Annotated in this window: 15 protein-coding genes; 4 read left to right on the top strand and 11 right to left on the bottom strand. The window is 73.5% G+C overall.

From position 1 onward, the window contains the following. Positions 1–70: 70 nt before the first annotated feature. Genes GA0070606_RS30015 through GA0070606_RS30005 form a run of 3 tightly spaced genes read right to left on the bottom strand, consistent with a single transcriptional unit; the run spans position 71 to position 4,100 of the window. On the bottom strand, positions 71–1,168 hold the full coding sequence (locus tag GA0070606_RS30015) for an iron-containing redox enzyme family protein (protein WP_091106557.1): 1,098 nt from the start codon (positions 1,166–1,168) through the stop codon (positions 71–73). Between the two features lie 51 nt (positions 1,169–1,219). Beyond that, positions 1,220–2,983, bottom strand: a complete 1,764-nt coding sequence (locus tag GA0070606_RS30010; protein ID WP_091106555.1) for a thiamine pyrophosphate-binding protein — start codon at positions 2,981–2,983, stop codon at positions 1,220–1,222. Then, the gene (locus tag GA0070606_RS30005; RefSeq protein WP_091106554.1) at positions 2,976–4,100 is read right to left on the bottom strand and encodes a baeRF2 domain-containing protein; all 1,125 of its coding nucleotides are present in this window, start codon (positions 4,098–4,100) and stop codon (positions 2,976–2,978) included. Before GA0070606_RS30005 ends, GA0070606_RS30010 begins: the two co-directional genes overlap by 8 nt. A gap of 140 nt (positions 4,101–4,240) precedes the next feature. On the opposite strand from GA0070606_RS30005, the gene GA0070606_RS30000 reads away from it, so the two are divergent. Together GA0070606_RS30000 and GA0070606_RS29995 are read left to right on the top strand one after the other, a co-directional pair. After that, a complete protein-coding gene (locus GA0070606_RS30000) occupies positions 4,241–4,789 on the top strand; it encodes a hypothetical protein (protein ID WP_091106553.1) in 549 nt (182 codons plus the stop codon). Between the two features lie 61 nt (positions 4,790–4,850). Next, positions 4,851–5,711, top strand: a complete 861-nt coding sequence (locus tag GA0070606_RS29995) for an alpha/beta fold hydrolase (RefSeq protein WP_091106552.1) — start codon at positions 4,851–4,853, stop codon at positions 5,709–5,711. Between the two features lie 157 nt (positions 5,712–5,868). Here the strand turns inward: GA0070606_RS29995 and GA0070606_RS29990 are convergent, their stop codons facing one another. Beyond that, on the bottom strand, positions 5,869–6,207 hold the full coding sequence (locus GA0070606_RS29990) for a DUF3817 domain-containing protein (RefSeq protein WP_091108392.1): 339 nt from the start codon (positions 6,205–6,207) through the stop codon (positions 5,869–5,871). Positions 6,208–6,392: 185 nt separating this feature from the next. Here GA0070606_RS29990 and GA0070606_RS29985 point away from each other — a divergent pair, with 185 nt between their 5' ends. Then, entirely contained in the window at positions 6,393–7,871 is a 1,479-nt protein-coding gene (locus GA0070606_RS29985; protein WP_091106551.1) for a glutamate-cysteine ligase family protein, read from the top strand. 13 nt (positions 7,872–7,884) lie between these two features. Here the strand turns inward: GA0070606_RS29985 and GA0070606_RS29980 are convergent, their stop codons facing one another. Then, positions 7,885–8,571, bottom strand: a complete 687-nt coding sequence (locus tag GA0070606_RS29980) for a GNAT family N-acetyltransferase (protein WP_091106550.1) — start codon at positions 8,569–8,571, stop codon at positions 7,885–7,887. A gap of 1,024 nt (positions 8,572–9,595) precedes the next feature. Between GA0070606_RS29980 and GA0070606_RS29975 the strand changes: the two genes are divergently transcribed. Continuing rightward, a complete protein-coding gene (locus tag GA0070606_RS29975) occupies positions 9,596–10,594 on the top strand; it encodes a hypothetical protein (protein WP_091106549.1) in 999 nt (332 codons plus the stop codon). A gap of 52 nt (positions 10,595–10,646) precedes the next feature. Here GA0070606_RS29975 and GA0070606_RS29970 read toward each other — a convergent pair whose 3' ends face one another. The 6 genes from GA0070606_RS29970 to GA0070606_RS33610 all read right to left on the bottom strand — a co-directional run bounded on the left by GA0070606_RS29970 (position 10,647) and on the right by GA0070606_RS33610 (position 17,964). Next, positions 10,647–11,819, bottom strand: a complete 1,173-nt coding sequence (locus tag GA0070606_RS29970) for a zinc-dependent alcohol dehydrogenase (protein ID WP_091106548.1) — start codon at positions 11,817–11,819, stop codon at positions 10,647–10,649. A 23-nt stretch (positions 11,820–11,842) separates the two neighbouring features. Further along, on the bottom strand, positions 11,843–12,796 hold the full coding sequence (locus tag GA0070606_RS29965; protein ID WP_091106547.1) for an SRPBCC family protein: 954 nt from the start codon (positions 12,794–12,796) through the stop codon (positions 11,843–11,845). Between the two features lie 531 nt (positions 12,797–13,327). Then, positions 13,328–14,896, bottom strand: a complete 1,569-nt coding sequence (locus GA0070606_RS29960) for a pectate lyase family protein (RefSeq protein ID WP_091106546.1) — start codon at positions 14,894–14,896, stop codon at positions 13,328–13,330. A gap of 566 nt (positions 14,897–15,462) precedes the next feature. Beyond that, positions 15,463–16,014, bottom strand: a complete 552-nt coding sequence (locus tag GA0070606_RS29955) for a YciI family protein (RefSeq protein WP_091106545.1) — start codon at positions 16,012–16,014, stop codon at positions 15,463–15,465. A 125-nt stretch (positions 16,015–16,139) separates the two neighbouring features. Next, a complete protein-coding gene (locus GA0070606_RS29950; RefSeq protein WP_091106544.1) occupies positions 16,140–17,147 on the bottom strand; it encodes a trypsin-like serine peptidase in 1,008 nt (335 codons plus the stop codon). Positions 17,148–17,760: 613 nt separating this feature from the next. Then, positions 17,761–17,964, bottom strand: a complete 204-nt coding sequence (locus tag GA0070606_RS33610) for a hypothetical protein (RefSeq protein WP_245724872.1) — start codon at positions 17,962–17,964, stop codon at positions 17,761–17,763. Positions 17,965–18,248: the final 284 nt, after the last annotated feature.

The raw sequence follows: 18,248 nt of genomic DNA, 5'->3' as shown, positions 1-18,248 counted from the left end.
GCACTCCGACGAGCTGGCCGGCCTCGACGCCGGCGCGGTCACCCGTGCGGAAAGTGAAGGTGCAGCGGCGTCAGGCCACGGCGGAGACCGACACGGCCACCGTGCCGCCGTGCGGGCGGTCCCGCAGCGTGACCCGGGGAGCCGCCGCCGGGCGGCGCAACGAACTGCGACCGGCGGCCCACGCGTCGAGCAGGTGCGCGGCGAAGAGCCGGTCCACCGCCAGCGCGGCGGCGGCGCCGAAGAGCACGTCCGGGGCGAGTCCCGGTTCCACCCGGACGAGCCCGCCGCACAGGTCGTGGGCGGCGATCTGCTCGTGCACCGCGTCGGCCTCCACGTGCTCGTCGTAGAAGCGGGTGGCCACCTCGTCCAGGCCGAGGCGGCGCAGCCCGTTGCCGTAGCGGCGGTTCGGCAGCGAGGAGGTCATCTCGTACGCGGCGAGGTGCCCCAGCAGCGCCCCGCGCCAGCGCCGGTGCAGCCCGAACAGCGACATCAGGTTGTTGGTGGCCAGGGTGACCGCCGGCGCCGCGTCCAGGTGGGCGGCGTAGCCGGTGTCCAGCCCGAGGCGGTCCATGGTGACGCGGAACAGCTCGGCGTGCATCCGGTCCAGCCGCCCGTTGCCGTACTCGTCCGTCTGGATCTCGACGAGGGCGGCCTTCGCCGGGCCGCCGAGGCGCGGCAGGGCCCAGCTGTGCGGGTCGGCCTCGCGCAGGTGGTAGATCGAACGGTGGGTGACGAACTCCCGGAACTGCCCCAGCGTCGCCCGCCGCTGCAGGTGCCCGGCGAGCGACGGCCCGTCGTCGGCGGCGACCACGTCGGCCAGGGCCGCCGGCACGCCCCCGGGCAGCGCCGCCGGCAGCGGCCCCACCAGCGCCCGCACGGCCGCCTCGAAGAGCCGTTCGACCCGCGCCCGCAGCGCCAGCAGGGACGGCTGCCACTCCCAGTCGTCGTCGACGCCCCGCCAGCCCCGGTAGTGCAGCTCGTAGCAGCAGAAGAGGGTGAGCTGGAGGTCCTCGTCGGTGAGCGGGTCGGCCGGGTCGAGCCCGGCGCCGAGCCCGGCCGGAAGGTCGTGCGGCGCCCGCCGCAGCGCGTCCAGCACCGCCGCCGACACAGGTCCGCGGGGCTCCGGCAGGCGCGCCGGACCGTACCGGCGATCGGTGGGCTCGGACAAGATGACCTCCAGCGTCTGACTGCCGGTGCTCAGTGCCCTCCCTGGGACCGGCTAAACGAGGTCGTCGACCTCGGCGGCGACCCCGGTGGCGAGCATCCGGTCACGGACCCGCCGCGCCGCGTCGCCCTCGGCGAAGACCCGGCGCAGGTCCGCGAACGCGGGCTGGGGAGGAGCGAGGCGTACGGTCGGGTCGACCACCGCCTCCAGCACGCAGGGCCGGTCGGCGGCGAGCGCCTCGTCCCAGGCCGCCCCCACCAGCTCCGGGCGGTCGACCCGCACCCCGTGCAGGCCGAGCAGGCGGGCCCAGCCGGCGTACGGCACGTCGGGGCGGCGGCGCACCGGGTCGCGGGACGGCGGGCGGCCCCCGCCCATGCCGGACTGGTCCCGGTTGTTGAGCACCAGCACCACGAGCCGGGGATCGTGCCACTCCTGCCAGTGGTGCGCCACGGTGACCAGCTCGGCCAACCCGTTGAGCTGCATGGCGCCGTCCCCGAGCAGGGCGACCACCGGCTCGTCGGGGGCGGCGAGCTTGGCCGACACCGCGTACGGCAGGGCGCAGCCCATCGAGCCGAGCGTGCCGCAGAGCTGCGCGTTGACGCCCGGGGGCAGTTCCAGGTGCCGGGCGTACCAGTACATGACCGAGCCGACGTCCACCGCCACGGCACCGCGGCGCGGCAGGCGACGGGCGAGTTCCTGGAGCACGAGCTGCGGGTTCACCGGCTCGGCGGGGGCGGCGGCCCGGTCGGCCCGCTCGGCCCGCCACCGGTCGACCGAGCCCTCCACGGTTTCCCGCCAGCGGGCGTTGGGCCGGTCCGGCACCAGGGTCAGCAGCGCCCGGAGCGTCTCCTGGGCGTCACCCACCAGCGGCACGTCCACCGGGTAGCGGGTGCCGATGCGGCGACCGTCGATGTCGATCTGCACCGTGCGGGCCTGCCCCGGTATCGGGAAGTAGTCCGTCCACGGGTCGTTCGTGCCGACCAGCAGCAGTGTGTCGCAGCCGCCCATCAGCTCGGCGGCGGCCGGGGTGCCGACCTCGCCGAGCACGCCGGTGTGGAAGGACAGCCGCTCGTCGAGCACCGGCTTGCCGAGCAGCGAGGTCGCCAGCCCGGCGCCGAGCCGGTCGGCGAGGGCGGCGATCTCTCCCGCCGCGCCCCGGCCGCCCTGGCCGACCAGGATCGCGGTGCGCTGGCCGTTGGCGAGCAGTTGGGCCGCGGCGTCCAGGTCGGCCTCGTGCGGCAGCACCCGGGCCAGCGGCTCCCCGGGCGTCGCCGCGAACACGCCGGCCGCGTGCGGTTGCAGGTCGGGCACGGCCATCTCCTGCAACTGCCGCGGCAGCACCACGCAGACCGGGCTGCGGGTCGCGGCGGCGGTGCGGAACGCCTGGTCGAGCAGGGCCGGCACCCCGGTGGGGGTGCGGCCGTAGCGGACGAACTGGTTGCACACGTCGCCGAAGAGCCGGCTCAGCCCGATCTCCTGGTGGGCGCCGCCGAGCGGGCCGGAGACGTCCTCCCCGACGATCGCCACCACCGGCTTGCTGTCCAGCTTGGCGTCGTAGAGCCCGTTGAGCAGCTGCACGGCGCTCGGCCCCTGGGTGGCCAGGCAGACCCCGATCCCGCCGGTGAACTTGGCGTGCCCGGTGGCCATGTAGGAGGCGGTCTCCTCGTGCCGGGCCGGGATGAACGCCGGGTCGCCGCCCGAGGCGTCCAGCGCCTCGACCACCGGGGCGATGGCCTCGCCGGGATAGCCGAACGCCCGCGGCACCCGCCAGGCCCGCAGCCGCTCGACCACCAGGTCGGCCACCGTCCGCTCAGGCATTCCCACGCCCCGGCGTGCCCGCGTCGACGTACCGCAGCACCGCCCCGACGCCGTCGGTCAGCTCCGGCGCCTCGTCGGGGCCGAGCACGGTCAGCTCGGCGTCGGTGCCGACCAGCGCGCGCACCAGCGCGGCGTCGGCACGGACCTTCTCCGGGTCGCGTACGGACATGGCCGCGAGCTGCCCGGGGTCGGTGGCGATCTCGGTGGGCTCGGGCCCGATCCACAGCTCCCCGGTCGCCGACGGGTCGTCGACGATGAGCATGGTGTCGACCTGGTTGCGTTGCAGGGCCGAGACGACGGCGTCGAGTCCGGCGCCGACGTCCTCCTGCATCCCGAACCGGTCCAGCGCGGCGGTCACCCGCTGGTCGGCCACCTCGGCGATGGTCTGCACGGTCAGGTCGTCGAGCAGGGTCTGGTCGGCGCCGCCGGCCCGGGAGCCGGCGTCCGTGCGCACCATGACGTCCTGCCAGCGCTCCGGCATCTGCGCGGCGATCACGCCGGTGGCCCGCACGTCGCCGGCGACCACCACCACGTCCGCGCCGACCTTCTCGGCCAGCTCCACCGTCGCCGCCGTGACGTCGCCCGCGTTGTGGTGCCAGGCCTCCATGGCGGCCCTCTGGTACCTGGACTGGGACCAGCCGCCGGGCTGCACCCGGCGCAACTGGAAGTCCTCGCGGCCGGTCACGTGGGCGCGGCGCGGCACGCCGCCCGCGCTGATCGCCATGGCGTCGGCGCCGGTCCGGTCCGCCAGCACCCGCACCCACGCCACCTGCTCGCCGCGCTGCGCCAGCAGCGGCATCACGTGCGGCAGCGAGGTGTACGCGGCCAGGTCCCGCAGCGGCGGGGCGGAGAGGTACTCCGACAGCACCACGCGCCCCCGGGCGCCGAAGACCGCCAGACCGTAGTCGCCCGGCATCGGGTCGTGCCCGCGGACGACCCGTTCGACCGCGTCGATCGTCGCCACGTCGGCGCGCTGTTCCTGGAGTTGGTTGCGCAGGGCCCGCCACCGCAGGTCGAGGGCCGGGTGGGCGTCCTCGGTGTCGGCGGAGGCGTCCAGGTACACCGAGACCCACGGCCCCGGCCGGTCGTAGAGCGGGCGCAGGAAGGACAGCTGCATGCTCGACCCCTTTCCAGCTCGGCCCCCCGCTTACCCGCGCCGGTCGGCTTGTCACCTGGCCCGTGAGCGCGTGACCCCGTTTCATTCACGTCGTTCAACCCGGACGACCGATACCATGAGTGAACTGAACGGGACTCTGGGTGGTGTTCATGGACAGCGACCTCCACATCCGGCGGATCGTCCATCCCGCGGAGCGGATCGTCACGGGGCGGATCGTCCGCCTGATGGACGGCTATCCGCGCGAGGTGCGGGTCGGCCAGCCGGTGCTGGTGGCGGTGCTCGCGGCGGCCGGCGTGGCGGGGCTGCTGGCGGCGCTGGTCCGCTCCCTGCTCTCCGCCGGCTCCGGCGGCACCCGGCGCCGGTTCAAGGACCTGAAGAAGGGCCCGGAATACCTGGTCACCCCGGTGCGGCTGCGCGACGCCGCCGGGCAGCTCTGCGAGGTCGAGCTGCACGGCCACCTGCCGCAGAGCGCCCTGCACCCCGCCGACCACGTGCAGCTCACGCTGCGCCGGCAGAACGACCCCGACCTGCCGCCGAAGATCGAACGGATCGTCAACCTGACGACCGGGCAGTTGCTCACGCCGCGCACCGCCACCCTGTGGTCGCACCTGGGCCCGCCGCTGCTGCTCCAGGCCACGCTGGGCGCGCTGCTGGTCGCCGCCCTGCTGGCCTGGACGGCCCTCACCTGACCTCCGCGCCCGACGCCCGGGCCACGTTTCGCGCCCCGGGCGTCGGGGCACGGCAGCCGCCATGTTCGCCGGATTCACGCTCGACGAGATCGACCTCGGCCCCGTACGCCTGCGGGTGCGCCACGGCGGGTCGGGACCGCCGGTGGTGCTGCTGCACGGTCATCCCCGCACCCACGCCACCTGGCACCGGGTCGCTCCCCTGCTCGCCGAGCGGCACACGGTCGTCTGCCCGGACCTGCGCGGCTACGGCGGCTCGTCGAAGCCGCCGAGCACCGCCGACCACGCCCCGTACTCGAAGCGGGCCATGGCGGCCGACGTGGTGGCGCTGCTGGACGCGCTCGGCCACGACCGCGCGGCGGTGGTGGGGCACGACCGGGGCTGCTACGTGGCGATGCGCGCCGCGCTGGACCACCCCGACCGGGTCAGCCGCCTCGGGGTGCTCGACGGGGTGCCGATCGGGGAGGCCCTGGCCCGCGCCGACGCCCGCTTCGCCGCCCGGTGGTGGCACTGGTTCTTCCTCGGCCAGCTCGCCAAGCCCGCCGAGCGGGTGATCAACGCCGACCCGGACGCCTGGTACGGCGGCTCGCCCGCCGAGATGGGCGAGGAGGCGTACGCCGACTACCGGCGGGCGATCCACGACCCGGCGACCGTGCACGCCATGTGCGAGGACTACCGGGCGGGCCTCGGCCCGGACCGGGCGGCCGACGACGCCGACCGCGCCGCCGGGCGCCGGATCACCTGCCCGGTGCTCTTCCTGTGGTCCACCCGCGACGACATGGTGGATCTCTACGGCGACCCCGCCGCGATCTGGCGCGACTGGGCCGACGACGTCCGTGCCGCGCCGATCGAGTCGGGTCACCACATGGCCGAGGAGGCGCCGGACCAACTCGCCGCCGAGCTGTCGGCCTTCCTCGCCGGCTGAGCGACCCCGGCATGGCCCGGGCGGGTGGTGCTGCTGGACGGCGGTCCGGCCGACGTCGCCGAGCACGCCGGCGGGTCAGCCGACCGGGGCGGCGGCCTCGCGAGCGCGCCGGCGGGTCAGCCGACCGGGGCGGCGGCCTCGCGAGCGCGCCGGCGGATCAGCCGACCGGGGCGGCCTCGCGGGCCGTCCGGCGGGCGGCGTCGAGCATGCCCCGCCGCCGCGCCCAACGCTCGAACACGAGCGTGGCGAAGGGCGGCACGGCGCAGGCCAGGGCCACCCCGGTGGCCACCAGGCTCCACCGGCGCAGCCGGGCCACCGCGAGCACCAGCACGCCGTACGCGACGAAGAGCCCGCCGTGGATCGGCCCGAAGATCTGCACGCCCAGCTCGTTGGCGGGCGGGCCGTACTTCACCGCCATGCCGGCCAGCAGGGCGGCCCAGGAGATCGCCTCGGCGATCGCCGCCACCACGAACAGCCGGGTCACCTTCTCGCGCATCAGCACACTCCCACCTTTCACCGCGGGCCATGCTAGCGGTGGCTCCCGAGTGCCGGGCCGGGACCGGCGCCGCCCGCGACGGGCGTCACCGCGAGCGCGGCCGGGTAGAGAAAGAAGGTCAGGTCTTCCCCGGCACCGATGCGGCGTGCAAGGTTAGGGGTACCAGCGGTGACAGGGTGGTGACCATGGGCGAGGAAGTCGGCGCGCGGACCTTCAGCCGCGAGGATCGGGCCCGCTACCGGGAGAAGGTACGCCGTTGCCTCGACGTCTTCGCCGAGATGCTGCGCGAGTCGCGGTTCGACGTCGACCGGCCGATGACGGGGCTGGAGATCGAGCTCAACCTGGTCGACGACGAGTCGATGCCCGCGATGCGCAACGCCGACGTGCTGGCCGCCATCGCTGACCCGCACTTCCAGACCGAGCTGGGCCAGTTCAACGTGGAGATCAACGTGGCGCCCCGGCGGCTCGCCGGCACCGGCACCGCCGAGTTCGAGCAGCACGTGCGGGCCAGCCTGAACGCCGCCGAGGAGAAGGCCCGCACCATCGGCGCGCACATGGTGATGATCGGCATCCTGCCGACGCTGCGCCCGGAGCACCTGACCGCGGCGACGCTCTCCGCCAACCCCCGCTACGAACTGCTCAACGAGCAGATCTTCGCGGCGCGGGGCGAGGACCTGCGGATCGCCATCAACGGGATCGAGCGGCTCGCCGTCACCGCCGACACCATCACCCCCGAGGCGGCCTGCACCAGCACGCAGTTCCACCTCCAGGTCAGCCCCGCCCAGTTCGCCGACTACTGGAACGCCGCCCAGGCCATCGCCGGCATCCAGGTGGCGCTCGGCGCCAACGCGCCGCTGTTCTTCGGCCGGGAACTGTGGCGGGAGACCCGCATCCCGCTGTTCCAACAGGCCACCGACACGCGCTCCGAGGAGATCAAGGCGCAGGGCGTACGCCCCCGCGTCTGGTTCGGGGAACGCTGGATCACCACCGTGTTCGACCTGTTCGAGGAGAACGTCCGCTACTTCCCGGCGCTGCTGCCGGTCTGCGACCCGGAGGACCCGGCTGAGGCGCTCGCCGCCGGCGGGGTGCCGAAGCTCGCCGAGCTGCGGCTGCACAACGGCACCGTCTACCGGTGGAACCGACCCGTCTACGACGTGCTCAAGGGGCGGCCGCACCTGCGGGTGGAGAACCGGGTGCTGCCGGCCGGGCCGACCGTGCTCGACACCGTCGCCAACGGCGCCTTCTACTTCGGCCTGGTCCGGGCCCTCGCCGAGGCCGACCGGCCGCTGTGGTCGCAGATGTCGTTCAGCGCCGCCGAGGAGAACTTCACCAGCTGCGCCCGGCACGGCATCGACGCCCAGGTCTTCTGGCCGGGCCTGGGCTACCTTCCGGTCACCGAGCTGGTGCTGCGCCGGCTGCTGCCGCTGGCCCACCACGGGCTGGACCGCTGGGGCCTGGAGCCGAGCGAGCGAGACCGCCTGCTCGGCATCATCGAGCAGCGCTGCCTGACCGGGCGCAACGGCGCGAGCTGGCAGGTGGAGACGCTGCACCGGTTGGAGTCCACCGACCACCTCGATCGGCCGGAGGCGCTGCGCGAGGTGGTGCGGCACTACGTGACGCTGATGCACAGCAACCGGCCGGTCCACGAGTGGCCCATCCCCTGACCGGGCACCCGCGTCAGGACGGCCCCGGTTCCTCCCGGAGGTACGCTCCCGACACCTCCGAGCGCACGGTCCACCCGAGCGCGCGGTAGAGGGCACGCCCGTCGTCGGTGGCGACGAGGACGCCCGTACGCATGCCGAGCCCCGCCGCGTGGTCGCACAGCGCCCGCATGACGACGCTGCCCAGCCCGCGCCGACGGTGGGCGGGCAGCGTCTCGACCTGGTCGACGACGGCGAACTCCCCGGCGCCGGCCAGCCGCCCGGAGGCCGCCCTGCGCCCGTGGGCGTCGAGGACGGTCGCGACGACGACCCCGCCCTCGGCGAGGACCCGGGTCGCGTACGGTGCCGGCGGCTCGACCGCGCCCGGGGTCAGCGGCGCGCTCATCAGGTATCCGGCGCTGTCCAGCGTCCACCGGTCGGGCAGGGCGGCGCGGAGGCCGGCGCGGCGCCCGCCGACCTTGATCCAGGTGCCCGGCGCCGTCAACTCCCGGCCGAGCCGCCCGAGCGAGTCGGCGTCGTAGGTGTGCAGCACGTGGCGTACCCGATGGCCCGGCAGGCCGACGTCGACGCGGAAGCCTCCGGGGATCGGGACCGGGGCGGGAGTGCCCCGGGAGACGGCCCAGCCGCGCCCCCAGGCCGTCATCAGCCCCGGCACGGTCTGCGGAGGGCCGGCCACGACGGTCCGGACGCGCGAATCCGACATGAGTTGTCCTTCCGCGGCGACATCATTCGTCACCCACCTTATTGCAAAGTTGTGGCAACAAGCGCGCCGCGCCGCCCACCCGACCGCCCGGCCGACGGCGCTCCGGACGCCCCATCGCCCCTACCGACGCCGTCGCCGGCCGCCACGGGCCCACCTCGTGCGCGAGCGCCTGTCGAGCTGATACGGCGTTCCGGACGCCCCATCGCCCCTACCGACGCCGTCGCCGGCCGCCACGGGCCCACCTCGTGCGCGAGCGCCTGTCGAGCTGATACGGCGTTCCGGACGCCCCATCGCCCCTACCGGCGCCGTCGCCGGCCGCCACGGGCCCACCTCGTGCGCGAGCGCCTGTCGAGCTGATGTCGTGAACGACTCACGCGAGGCGGCGGGCCGAGCTCGCCCGACCGGGCCCAGAACCGCGCTGGCGCGATCCCTCCCCCGCCGCCGGTCCGGACGACTTGCGACGTTCACCGACCGCCGCACCCCACGGCCTGACCCGACTCCCCGGCACTTCGACCGGCCTGGCCGACCTCGCACCCCAGACCCTGACCCGACTCCCCGGCACGTCGACCGCGCCGGGCCGATCTGGAGCACCGACCGAATCGCCTACGACATCAGCCCGACAGGGGCCGAGGACCTACCCACCACCGCCCGAGACACCGCAGAGAAAGGCGGACCGGGCGGCAACGGCGAGGCGGACCAGGCAAGGGGACCCGGACGAGGCGGACCGACGAGGCGGAAAGGGCGCGATGGAAGGGGCGGGACGGACCGGGCGGGACGGGCAGCCGGTCCGTCCGGGGTTGCCCGGCGCCAGCGGGAGAGATTGCGCACGTTGGAAGAACCGGGCCGGCGGTGACCGACCCATGATGGAACGCGGACACCGGCCCGCCACTCGGCGCCCGAATGCAAGCGGATGCATTCTTCTTCATCAATGTCGATCCGGCGCCCGTCGCAGGCGTCGACGCAGCGCCCGGGTTCTCCCAGCGGCCGATCCCCACCGGCCCCTCCCCACCCCCGAGGAGCGCACGTGACGCAGACCCAGAGGTCCCCCCAGCAGCCCGCCGCATCCGTACGGCTGCGGCCCGACACCCCGCGCACCGGAACGTCCGCGTTCGTCAACGGGCACTTTCCCCGACGGCGCGGGCTGATCATCCTGCTCAGCGTCCTCGGCGGCTTCCTGCTGACCGTGGTCTGGTCGGCGGAGTTCGTCGATCAGACCATCGGCGACAACGTCGCCAACACGCTGCTCGGCCACGATGCCAAGGAGACCCCCATCCAGGGCATCGCGGCCGGCGTCCTGTTCGCCTTCGTCTCCGGCATCGCGGGCACGTTCACCGCCTGCAACATCGCCGCCTTCGGCGCCCTCGCGCCCTTGACCGGCACCACCGGCAGCAGGTTCAGCAGGCTCGTCCAGCCGCTGAAGCCGCTGGGCTGGATGTCGGTGGGCATGATCGCGGTGTCGGCCACCTACGGCGCGATCGTGGGGCTAGTCGGCACCTCGATGCCGCAGTTCTCCACCGCCGCCAACACGCCCGGCAGCCTGTCGCCGCGCAGCATCCAGTCGATGGTGGTCTTCGGCGTGATCGGTCTGGTGATGATCTATCTCGGTCTGGCCGCGCTCGGCGTGGTGCCGGACCCGTTCGCCCGGATCGCCCGGCGGCACCCCCACGCGCCGATGGTCTTCATGGGCGCGCTGATCGCCGGGTTCCTCATCGGACGGCCCTTCGCGCTGTTCCGGCAGATGTTCCGCGACGCCGCCGAGAGCGGCAACCCCCTCTACGGCGCGGCGGCGTTCACCCTCCAGTCGATCGGCAACATCGTCATCATGGCGGTGCTGTTCCTGCTGCTGGCCTGGCTGGCCGGCTCCCGCCTGCAACGGTGGTTCAGCGCCCGGCCGGCCCGCCTGGCGACCCTGACCGCGGTCGCCTTCATCGTCGCCGGCGCCTTCACCTTCCTCTACTGGGACGTGCGGCTGCTCGCCCGCCGCGAGATCATCCCCTGGTATCCGACGGCTCCGTGGTCCTGATCGGCGAGCGCGGGACCGGGACAGTCCCCGCCCCGGTCCCGCGCTCGGCGCCTCAGACCTTCAACAGCACCTTGGTGCAGTCGTCCTGCTTCTTCTGGAAGATCTTGTAACCCTTGGCCGCGTCCTTGAGCGGCATCCGGTGGCTGATGATGAAGCTGGGGTCGATCTCCCCACGACGGATCCGCTCCAGCAGCGGGCGGGTGTACCGCTGGACGTGGCACTGCCCGGTACGCATGATCAGCGACCGGTTCATGAACGCGCCCATCGGGAACTTGTCGACGAAGCCCCCGTACGCGCCGACCACCGAGACCACCCCGCCGCTGCGGCAGGCCAGGATCGCCTCGCGCAGCGCGAAGGGCCGCTCGGTCTCGACCCGGGCCGCCTGCTTCGCCCGGTCGTACGCGTACACGGCGGTGTTGCCGTGGTGCCCCTCCAGGCCGACCGCGTCGATGCAGGCGTCCGGCCCCCGACCGGCGGTCATCTCGTTGAGCGCGTCGAGCACGTCGACGTCTTCGTAGTTGAGGGTCTCGGCGCCGGCGTGCTCCTGCGCCAGCCGCAGCCGGTACGGATACCGGTCGATGACGATCACCCGGTCGGCGCCGAGCAGCCGGGCGCTGGCGGCGGCGAGCAGCCCGACCGGGCCGGCGCCCCAGACGGCGACCACGTCGCCCGGCTTGATGTCACACATCTCGGCGCCCATGTAGCCGGTGGGGAAGACGTCGGCGAGCATCACCGCCTGCTCGTCCGGCACCTCGTCGGGCACCTTGATCGGCCCGACGTCGGCGAACGGCACCCGGGCGTACTCGGCCTGGCCGCCGGCGTACCCGCCGAGCAGGTGGGAGTAGCCGAAGATGCCGGCCGGCGAGTGGCCCATGATCTTCTCGGCGACGCCGGCGTTGGGGTTGGAGTTCTCGCAGACCGAGTAGAGGCCACGCTGGCACGAGGTGCAGTGCCCGCAGGCGATCGGGAAGGGCACCACCACCCGGTCCCCCACCCGCAGGTTGCGCACCTGCGGGCCGACCTCGACCACCTCGCCCATGAACTCGTGGCCGAGGATGTCGCCCTTGCGCATGGCGGGGATGTAGCCGTGGTAGAGGTGCAGGTCGGAGCCGCAGATGGCGGTGGAGGTGACCCGGACGATCGCGTCGCGGGCGTTCATGACGGTCGGGTCGGGCACGTTGACGACCTTGACGCTGTCCTTGCCCATCCACGCGGTGGCCTTCATCGTCTGTCCTTTCGTGGCGGGGTTCAGCGGCGGGCCGCGGGCAGCGGCTGGGCCGGGCGCTGCATGAGCTGTTGGCGGACGGAGATGCCGTCCGGGCTGCCCTCGGAGCGGACCACCTCGCCGGTCTCCAGCACCTGCTTGAACCGGCGCAGGTCGTCGCGGACCTGCTGCTCGGGCTCCTCGCCGAAGAGCTTCGCCACGGCCCGGCCGAGCGCGCCGGCCGGCGGGGCGTAGCGGAGCTGGACGCGCACCTCGGTGCCCCGGTCTCCGGGGGCGGGCAGGAACCGGACCCGGCCGGCGTTGGGCACCCGGGTGCCGGGCAGCGACCGCCAGGCGAGCGAGCGGTTCGGCCGGTCCTCGACGATCTCCGCGTCCCACTCGATGGCGCGGCCCGCCGGGCCCCGCGCCGTCCAGTGCGACCGGCGCAGGTCCTCCGCGCGCACCGACTCCAGGTGGGACATGAAGCGGGGCAGGTTCTCCACGTCCCGCCAGAAGCGGTACGCCTCCGCCGGGGACCGGTTGACGGTGACGCCGAGGTCCATCCGGATGACGCGCCGGCCGGCGCGTCGCGCGCGGGCGTGGCGTACGGCGGTGGCCAGGTCGACGGCGGCGATGCCGGCGATCACGGCGGCGGTGAGGCCGACCCGGCGGCGGCGCTCACCGCGCCGGTCCGCGAAGGCCCGGCCGAGCAGGGCGAGGTCCGCCGCGTCCCCCGCCACCCTGGTCCACGTCCAGCCGGCCGGTCGGCGACCGCTGAGCAGGCCGACGCCGTGGACCAGCTCGCGGGCCCCCACGGCCGGGATCGCCGTGCGGGCGGCGGGCGAGTCGTCCACACCGGCCAGTCGGGCCAGCGGGCCGGGCGCGGCGATCGCGCCCACACCGAGCGCGAGGCTGAGCCACCCCAGCGCCCGGGGAGACGACACGGTCGCCTCCGGCCCGTCCAGTTCCGGCAGCGACACCTCGTCGGCCCTGTGCACGGTCTGCCTCCTCGGCTCGGCGTCGGCAGGCCGCCGGCCAGGCGGCGGGCGGCTCGGGCGGTGGAAACCGCCACCGTGACGCTATGCCCCCGAATCGGCCGATGAACCCCGAATCGACGCAGAACCCGAGCAGGCGTCGCCGAGGGCCCGACGCTGCCGGGCGCGCGGTCGAGAACCCGATCAGCACCGGGCGGCGCGCGGGGCCGCCCGTCCGTGTCGGGGGCGTGGCACGCCGGCGCCGTCAGCGGCGGTACGACCGGTCGGGGACGGCGACGAGTTCGTCGGCGGCGCTCGCCACGGCAGCGGCGGTGGCCGCGCCCCGCACCAACCGCGCCGGTCGGCCACCTCCCGGTGCGGGGGCCGCCGCGTCCGACGACCCCCGCCCCACGTCGGGGATGTGCCCGGGACGACGCCCCTCCGCACCGGACGGTCTCCGCCGTCCCCGACGATGCGGCCCGCGGTTCCCGGCGGCCCGGCCCGCCGCCCCAGACTGCACGGTCCGCCGTCCCGGGCGGCGGCGGGAGCGCGCCGCTACGCCGCGTACGTCTCGAACTCGGCGACCCTCGGGGTGCCGGTCGAACCGGTGATGTCGAAGGTGATCTTGGCCAGCGAGGTCGCCGGGAAGGTGACGGCGCCCGCGCCGCTGCCCGAGGCCAGGACGGCGCCGGTGTCGTGGTTGACGACCCGCCAGGAGCCGATGACGCCCACGGCGCCGGACGCCTCGCGGATGACGACCCTGGACACCCTGGTGGCCGAGCCCCACTTGATCGAGATCTGGCCGGTCGAACCCACCGGCGACCAGTAGGTGCTCATGTTGCCGTCGCGCACGTTGCCGTAGCTCGTCCCGTCGGCCTTGCTGGAGCCGTCGGAGCCGGCGCCGATGCTGAGGTTGGGCCCGCCGGGCTGGGTCGGCGTCGGCGTCGGCTCCGTGGGCGTCGGCGTCGGGCTGGTCGGTCCCGGCGTCGGGCTGCTCGACGTCGGCGGCGGCGTCTGCGGCGAGCAGTTGCCGTCGGACTCCCGCAGGCCGGTGTGCGCGCCCGCCGTCTGGCGGACGACGTCCGGCACGCAGGCGGCCCCGTCGAGGGTGTACGGGTACGGGACGCTGACGGTGGTGTTCGACTGCGGGTTGGGGCCGGCGGGGTAGTTCTCGCTGCCGGGGCTGGACCAGGTCACGTTGTCGAAGACGTTGCCGGCCACCTGCCAGTAGCCGCGCTCGCTGGTGTAGAAGGTGCCCAGGACGTCCTTGGAGTTGCGGAAGTAGTTGTTCTCCACCTTCGCCTGCCCGCCGGCCCGCGAGTTGATGCCCGACTCGCGGATGCCGACGTAGTGGTTGTTGTAGATGTGGGCGACGCCGCCGCGCAGCAGGGGCGTGCGGGAGTCGATGTTCTCGTACAGGTTGTGGTGGAAGGTGACGAAGCCGTTGGAGCGGTCGCTCTCGCTGGACCCGATCAGGCCGCCACGGCCGGAGTTGCGCAGGACGCTGTAGGACAGGGTCACGTACTGGGTGTCGTCCTTCATGTCGAAGAGGCCGTCGTACCCCTCCGACTCCCCGCCCGACGCCTCCAGGGTGACGTGGTCGACCCAGACGTTGCGGACGCTGCTCTCCATGCCGATCGCGTCGCCACCGTTGGACGTGGGCGAGCCCGACTTCTTGACGTTCCGGACGGTCACGTTCCGGATGATGATGTTCCTGGCCTCGCGGATGTGGATGCCCACCTGGTCGAAGACGGCCCCGCTGCCGACCCCGATGATCGTGACGTTGCTGATCTGCTTGAGTTCGATCACGCCGTCGGCGGTGCTGCAACTGCCGCCCGACACCTTGCTGGTGTTGCCGTGGTTGATGGTGCCCGTCACCTCGATGACGATCGGGGTGCTGCTGCTGGCCCGGCTGCACAGGGCCGCGTGGATCGCGGTGCCCGTGGTCGCCCGTACCGTCTGCCCGCCCGCCCCGCCGGTGGTGCCACCGTTGCGGGTCGCGTAGCCGGTGGCGGCGCCGGCCGCCGCCGACGCCTGGTGCGTCGGCAACGCCACCACGATCGCGGCCCCGACGGCCGCCGTGGCCAACGCCGCCTGGAGCCGCAGTGCGACTGGTCGTCTCATCCTCGCCTACCTTCGTCCTCGAATGCTCGGGGTCGCCGGCCGATTCCGGGGGTCGTCGGCGTCCGCCGCTCGGGTCTGGAAAGCGCTTTCCACAGCGAGGATAGGAATACGTCGATTCTTCTGGCAAGGATGCGTCCGCATTGCAGGAGAATGTCCGGCCGAACGCCACGATCCGCCCGACACCCACCAACGCCCGCCGACGCCCGCCGACGACAAGCGCCCAACAGACGCGCGACGGGCACGCAGCCGGGCACGCCGGGCATGCAGCCGGGCCCGCCGGCCCGCACGGGAGGCCCCCTGTGCCTCCCAAGATCCGCACAACTTCCGGGAAAGAGTGGCCTCCCTGCCTCGGGAGGCCACTCATTCCGGGAAACTGCGCGGATCTTGCGTCCGGCATCACCCCGCCGAGCGGCGCGGTGGCTGCGTCCCGTATCGCCCCGCCGAGCGGCGCGGTGGCTGCGTCCCGTATCGCCCCGCCGAGCGGCGCGGTGGTTGCGTCCCGTATCGCCCCGCCGAGCGGCGCGGTGGCTGCGTCCGGCACCGCTCTGCGGGTGGTTGGTCCCGGGTTAGGGCCGCCGACCGCCGAACGTCCAGAGGTGCACCTCGATGTCGGCGTACCGGTCCGGGGTCAGCAGCGCCCGCGCCTCGGCCGGGCCCGCCGCCCTGGTCAGGGCCGCCGTGCCCAGCCAGGCGGCGCCGTCGTCGGACAGCAGCGGCCCGTACGCGATCAGGTCGTCCCGGTCCCCGTTCGGCTCGCGGTCGGCGGCCTCCCCCGCGCCGAGACCGAGCACCAGGTACCGGTCTCCACCGCTCCGGCCGCCGGGGAGGTCCCACATCGTGCGCCCCAGCGTGTTGTGCCAGCGGCGCAGCAGCACGTCGCGGTACGCGCCAGCCTGGTAGTTGGGCTCGTCGAGGGCGAACGCCCGGGCGGCGGCGGCATCGGGCAGGTCGACGATGTGCACGCTGCCGGTCGGCGTCTCCCCGTCGGGGGCGAAGGTCGGGCCGCGGGCGATCATCTCCGCCGCGTACCGGTCCATGTAGGACCAGTGCTCCTCGAGCAGCTCGGCGCGCAGCGCCAGGGAATCCCGCCGGTCGCGGTGGTAGCAGAAGAACTCCATGCCGGCATGATCGTGGTTCTCACCCGGGGCGGTACAAGTGAAAAAGCACGCGGGCAGAGCCCCGGCCCTCGGGCACGCGGGCAGAGCCCCGGCCCTCGGGGCCGGGGCTCTGCTGGTCAGGCGCCTCACGCCGGGGAGAGACCCTCCGCGAAGTCGTAGAGGCTCTTGATGTCGTTGTCGAAGTACGGGCCGTCGAACTGGCCGTTGCCCGGGTTGTCGCCGTGGCTGACCACGCTGTTGATGTACCCGAGGCCGTTCTGGTCGTTGTATTCCTGCAGCCACGGCCCGCCGCTGGAGCCGTAGGTCATGTTGCACCACATCCGGATCTGCTGGCCGCCGGCGTGCCACGTGCCGCTCTGGCAGTAGTACTGGCTCTCGCCGCCGCCGAGGTTCGACGGGTAGCCGAGGGCGGTCATCAGGGAGACGTTGTAGCCCCAGTTCCAGCGCATGCCGTGGCCGCCGACCGTCTCCACGACCTTCAGGCCCCAGTTGCCGCCGTTGTGCATGATGGCGATGCCCATGTCCTCGTCGAGGCTGCTGTTGTTGACCCACGCGGTGCGGGCCGTGAGCTGGTAGGCCACGAACGTGCCGAACGGCCGCGCGCCGTTGCGGTAGCGCGGCACGAACTGCCAGTTGCTGTACCACTGGCCGCCGCGACCCTGGTGCACGCAGTGGCCCGCGGTCATGACCAGCCGGCGCTTGCCGCTGGCGACGGCGCTCGCCGAGCAGGAGGCGGTGCCGCCGCCGGGGGTGGTGAAGTAGACCTTGCCGACGACCGCCGACTCGTTGAGCTGGATCGAGACGTCGTCGTTGGCGACGCGCGGCTTCACCGGCGCGACGGTGCCGGCCGGCCCGTTGGGCCTCGCCACCCGGTCGGACGACTCGGTGGCGTTGGCGCGCCTGGCGATGTCCAGGTCGACGGCGCCCGCCATCCGCTCCGGCGTCCAGAACGCGGCGACCTCCCTCGCGGTCGCCTCGTTGGTGATCGCCCGACCGTCACTGGTGCGGGCCACGGTGGTGGTGTTGCCATTCCTCTCGGCCGTGGTCGGTTTCGCCTGGGCGGCGGCCGAGCCGGTGAGGACCAGTGCCAGCGTCAGGCTGGCCGTCGCGGTCCAACGCAGAGTTGATTTCAAGTGCTCTCCCTTGTCGTGGGTCGATCGGGGCCACCGAAACGTATCGACCGCCCATCGCGAATTCAATGCGACGCCGTGCCAGGTAATTGACACTGACCCTTTCGCGACCGAAAAGGTGAGCGCCATTTCGCAGACAGAAGTGTCCAGCCGGAGCAAATGCCTCAGCATTGAAGGCGCAAATCCCAGCGCCTGCGAATCTGTTCCGCTGCTACCGCCGCCCGGCGATTTTTCCTCCGTCAGCCCTTCGGCGAGGCCGCCCGGCCAGTGGAAAGACGCCGCTCCGTCGGCTGATCGGCGAAGCCACGAACGGCCGAGCGCGCGCCGCCGCCACATCGGCGCGGACGCCCTCGATTCCGACGAAGCGGTCCACCCCGACGCTTCCCGGCCGGCTTCTCAATCCCCCAATTCCGTGGCGAGCCCGACAGGACGCGGAGGCGGCCTCACGGCCGTCGACAGGAATGCATCGCAGCCCATCCGCCGAATCGCCATATTGCCGCCCCCAGGGGTCGGATGTCCGACCGTTTCGATTCGGAGCGGCGTTTTTCTCTCGGGCATGCGGTGTGGAAGCAGAACCGGGGCACGAACGGCAATCGTCACGGGCGAGACGCGTCCGCTACGGGGTCGCGGACAGGCCGAGCCGGTGGACGGTTTCGGTCACCTCACGAGCCAGTCGGCGGGATGCAGCGGCCGTCGCGATGGACTCGGCTGTCGTCAGGGTCTGCCGGGCCAGCGTCGTGTCTCCACCCTTGGCCTGTGCCAGGGCGAGATGCACCAGGTTGCGGCCGGGCCAGTCCGCGCCGCCCGCCTGCTCGTGCACTCCCGCGGACCCCGGCCGTCGGAGAGCCGGATCATGGCGGGGAGGTCGCCTCGCAACTCCGCCTGGTGCCCTTGGAAGGACGACACGGTCGCGACGAGTTCGCTGTTGCCAGCCTCGGTCGCCAGTCCAGTGCCCTCGCGTGCCACGCCGTTGCCGCCCGCTCCTCGCCTCGCGCGATGCTCAGCCAGCCCGCGAACTGCGCCCACTGCGCGGCCACGTCGAGGACACTCGGCCGCACGTCGGGTCGGGCGTCCCGCAGCAGGCAGGTCACGGTGTCGAGGTGG

The sequence above is a fragment of the Micromonospora citrea genome, from assembly GCF_900090315.1.
Lineage (GTDB): Bacteria > Actinomycetota > Actinomycetes > Mycobacteriales > Micromonosporaceae > Micromonospora > Micromonospora citrea.
This window is presented reverse-complemented; position numbering and strand designations above follow the sequence as displayed.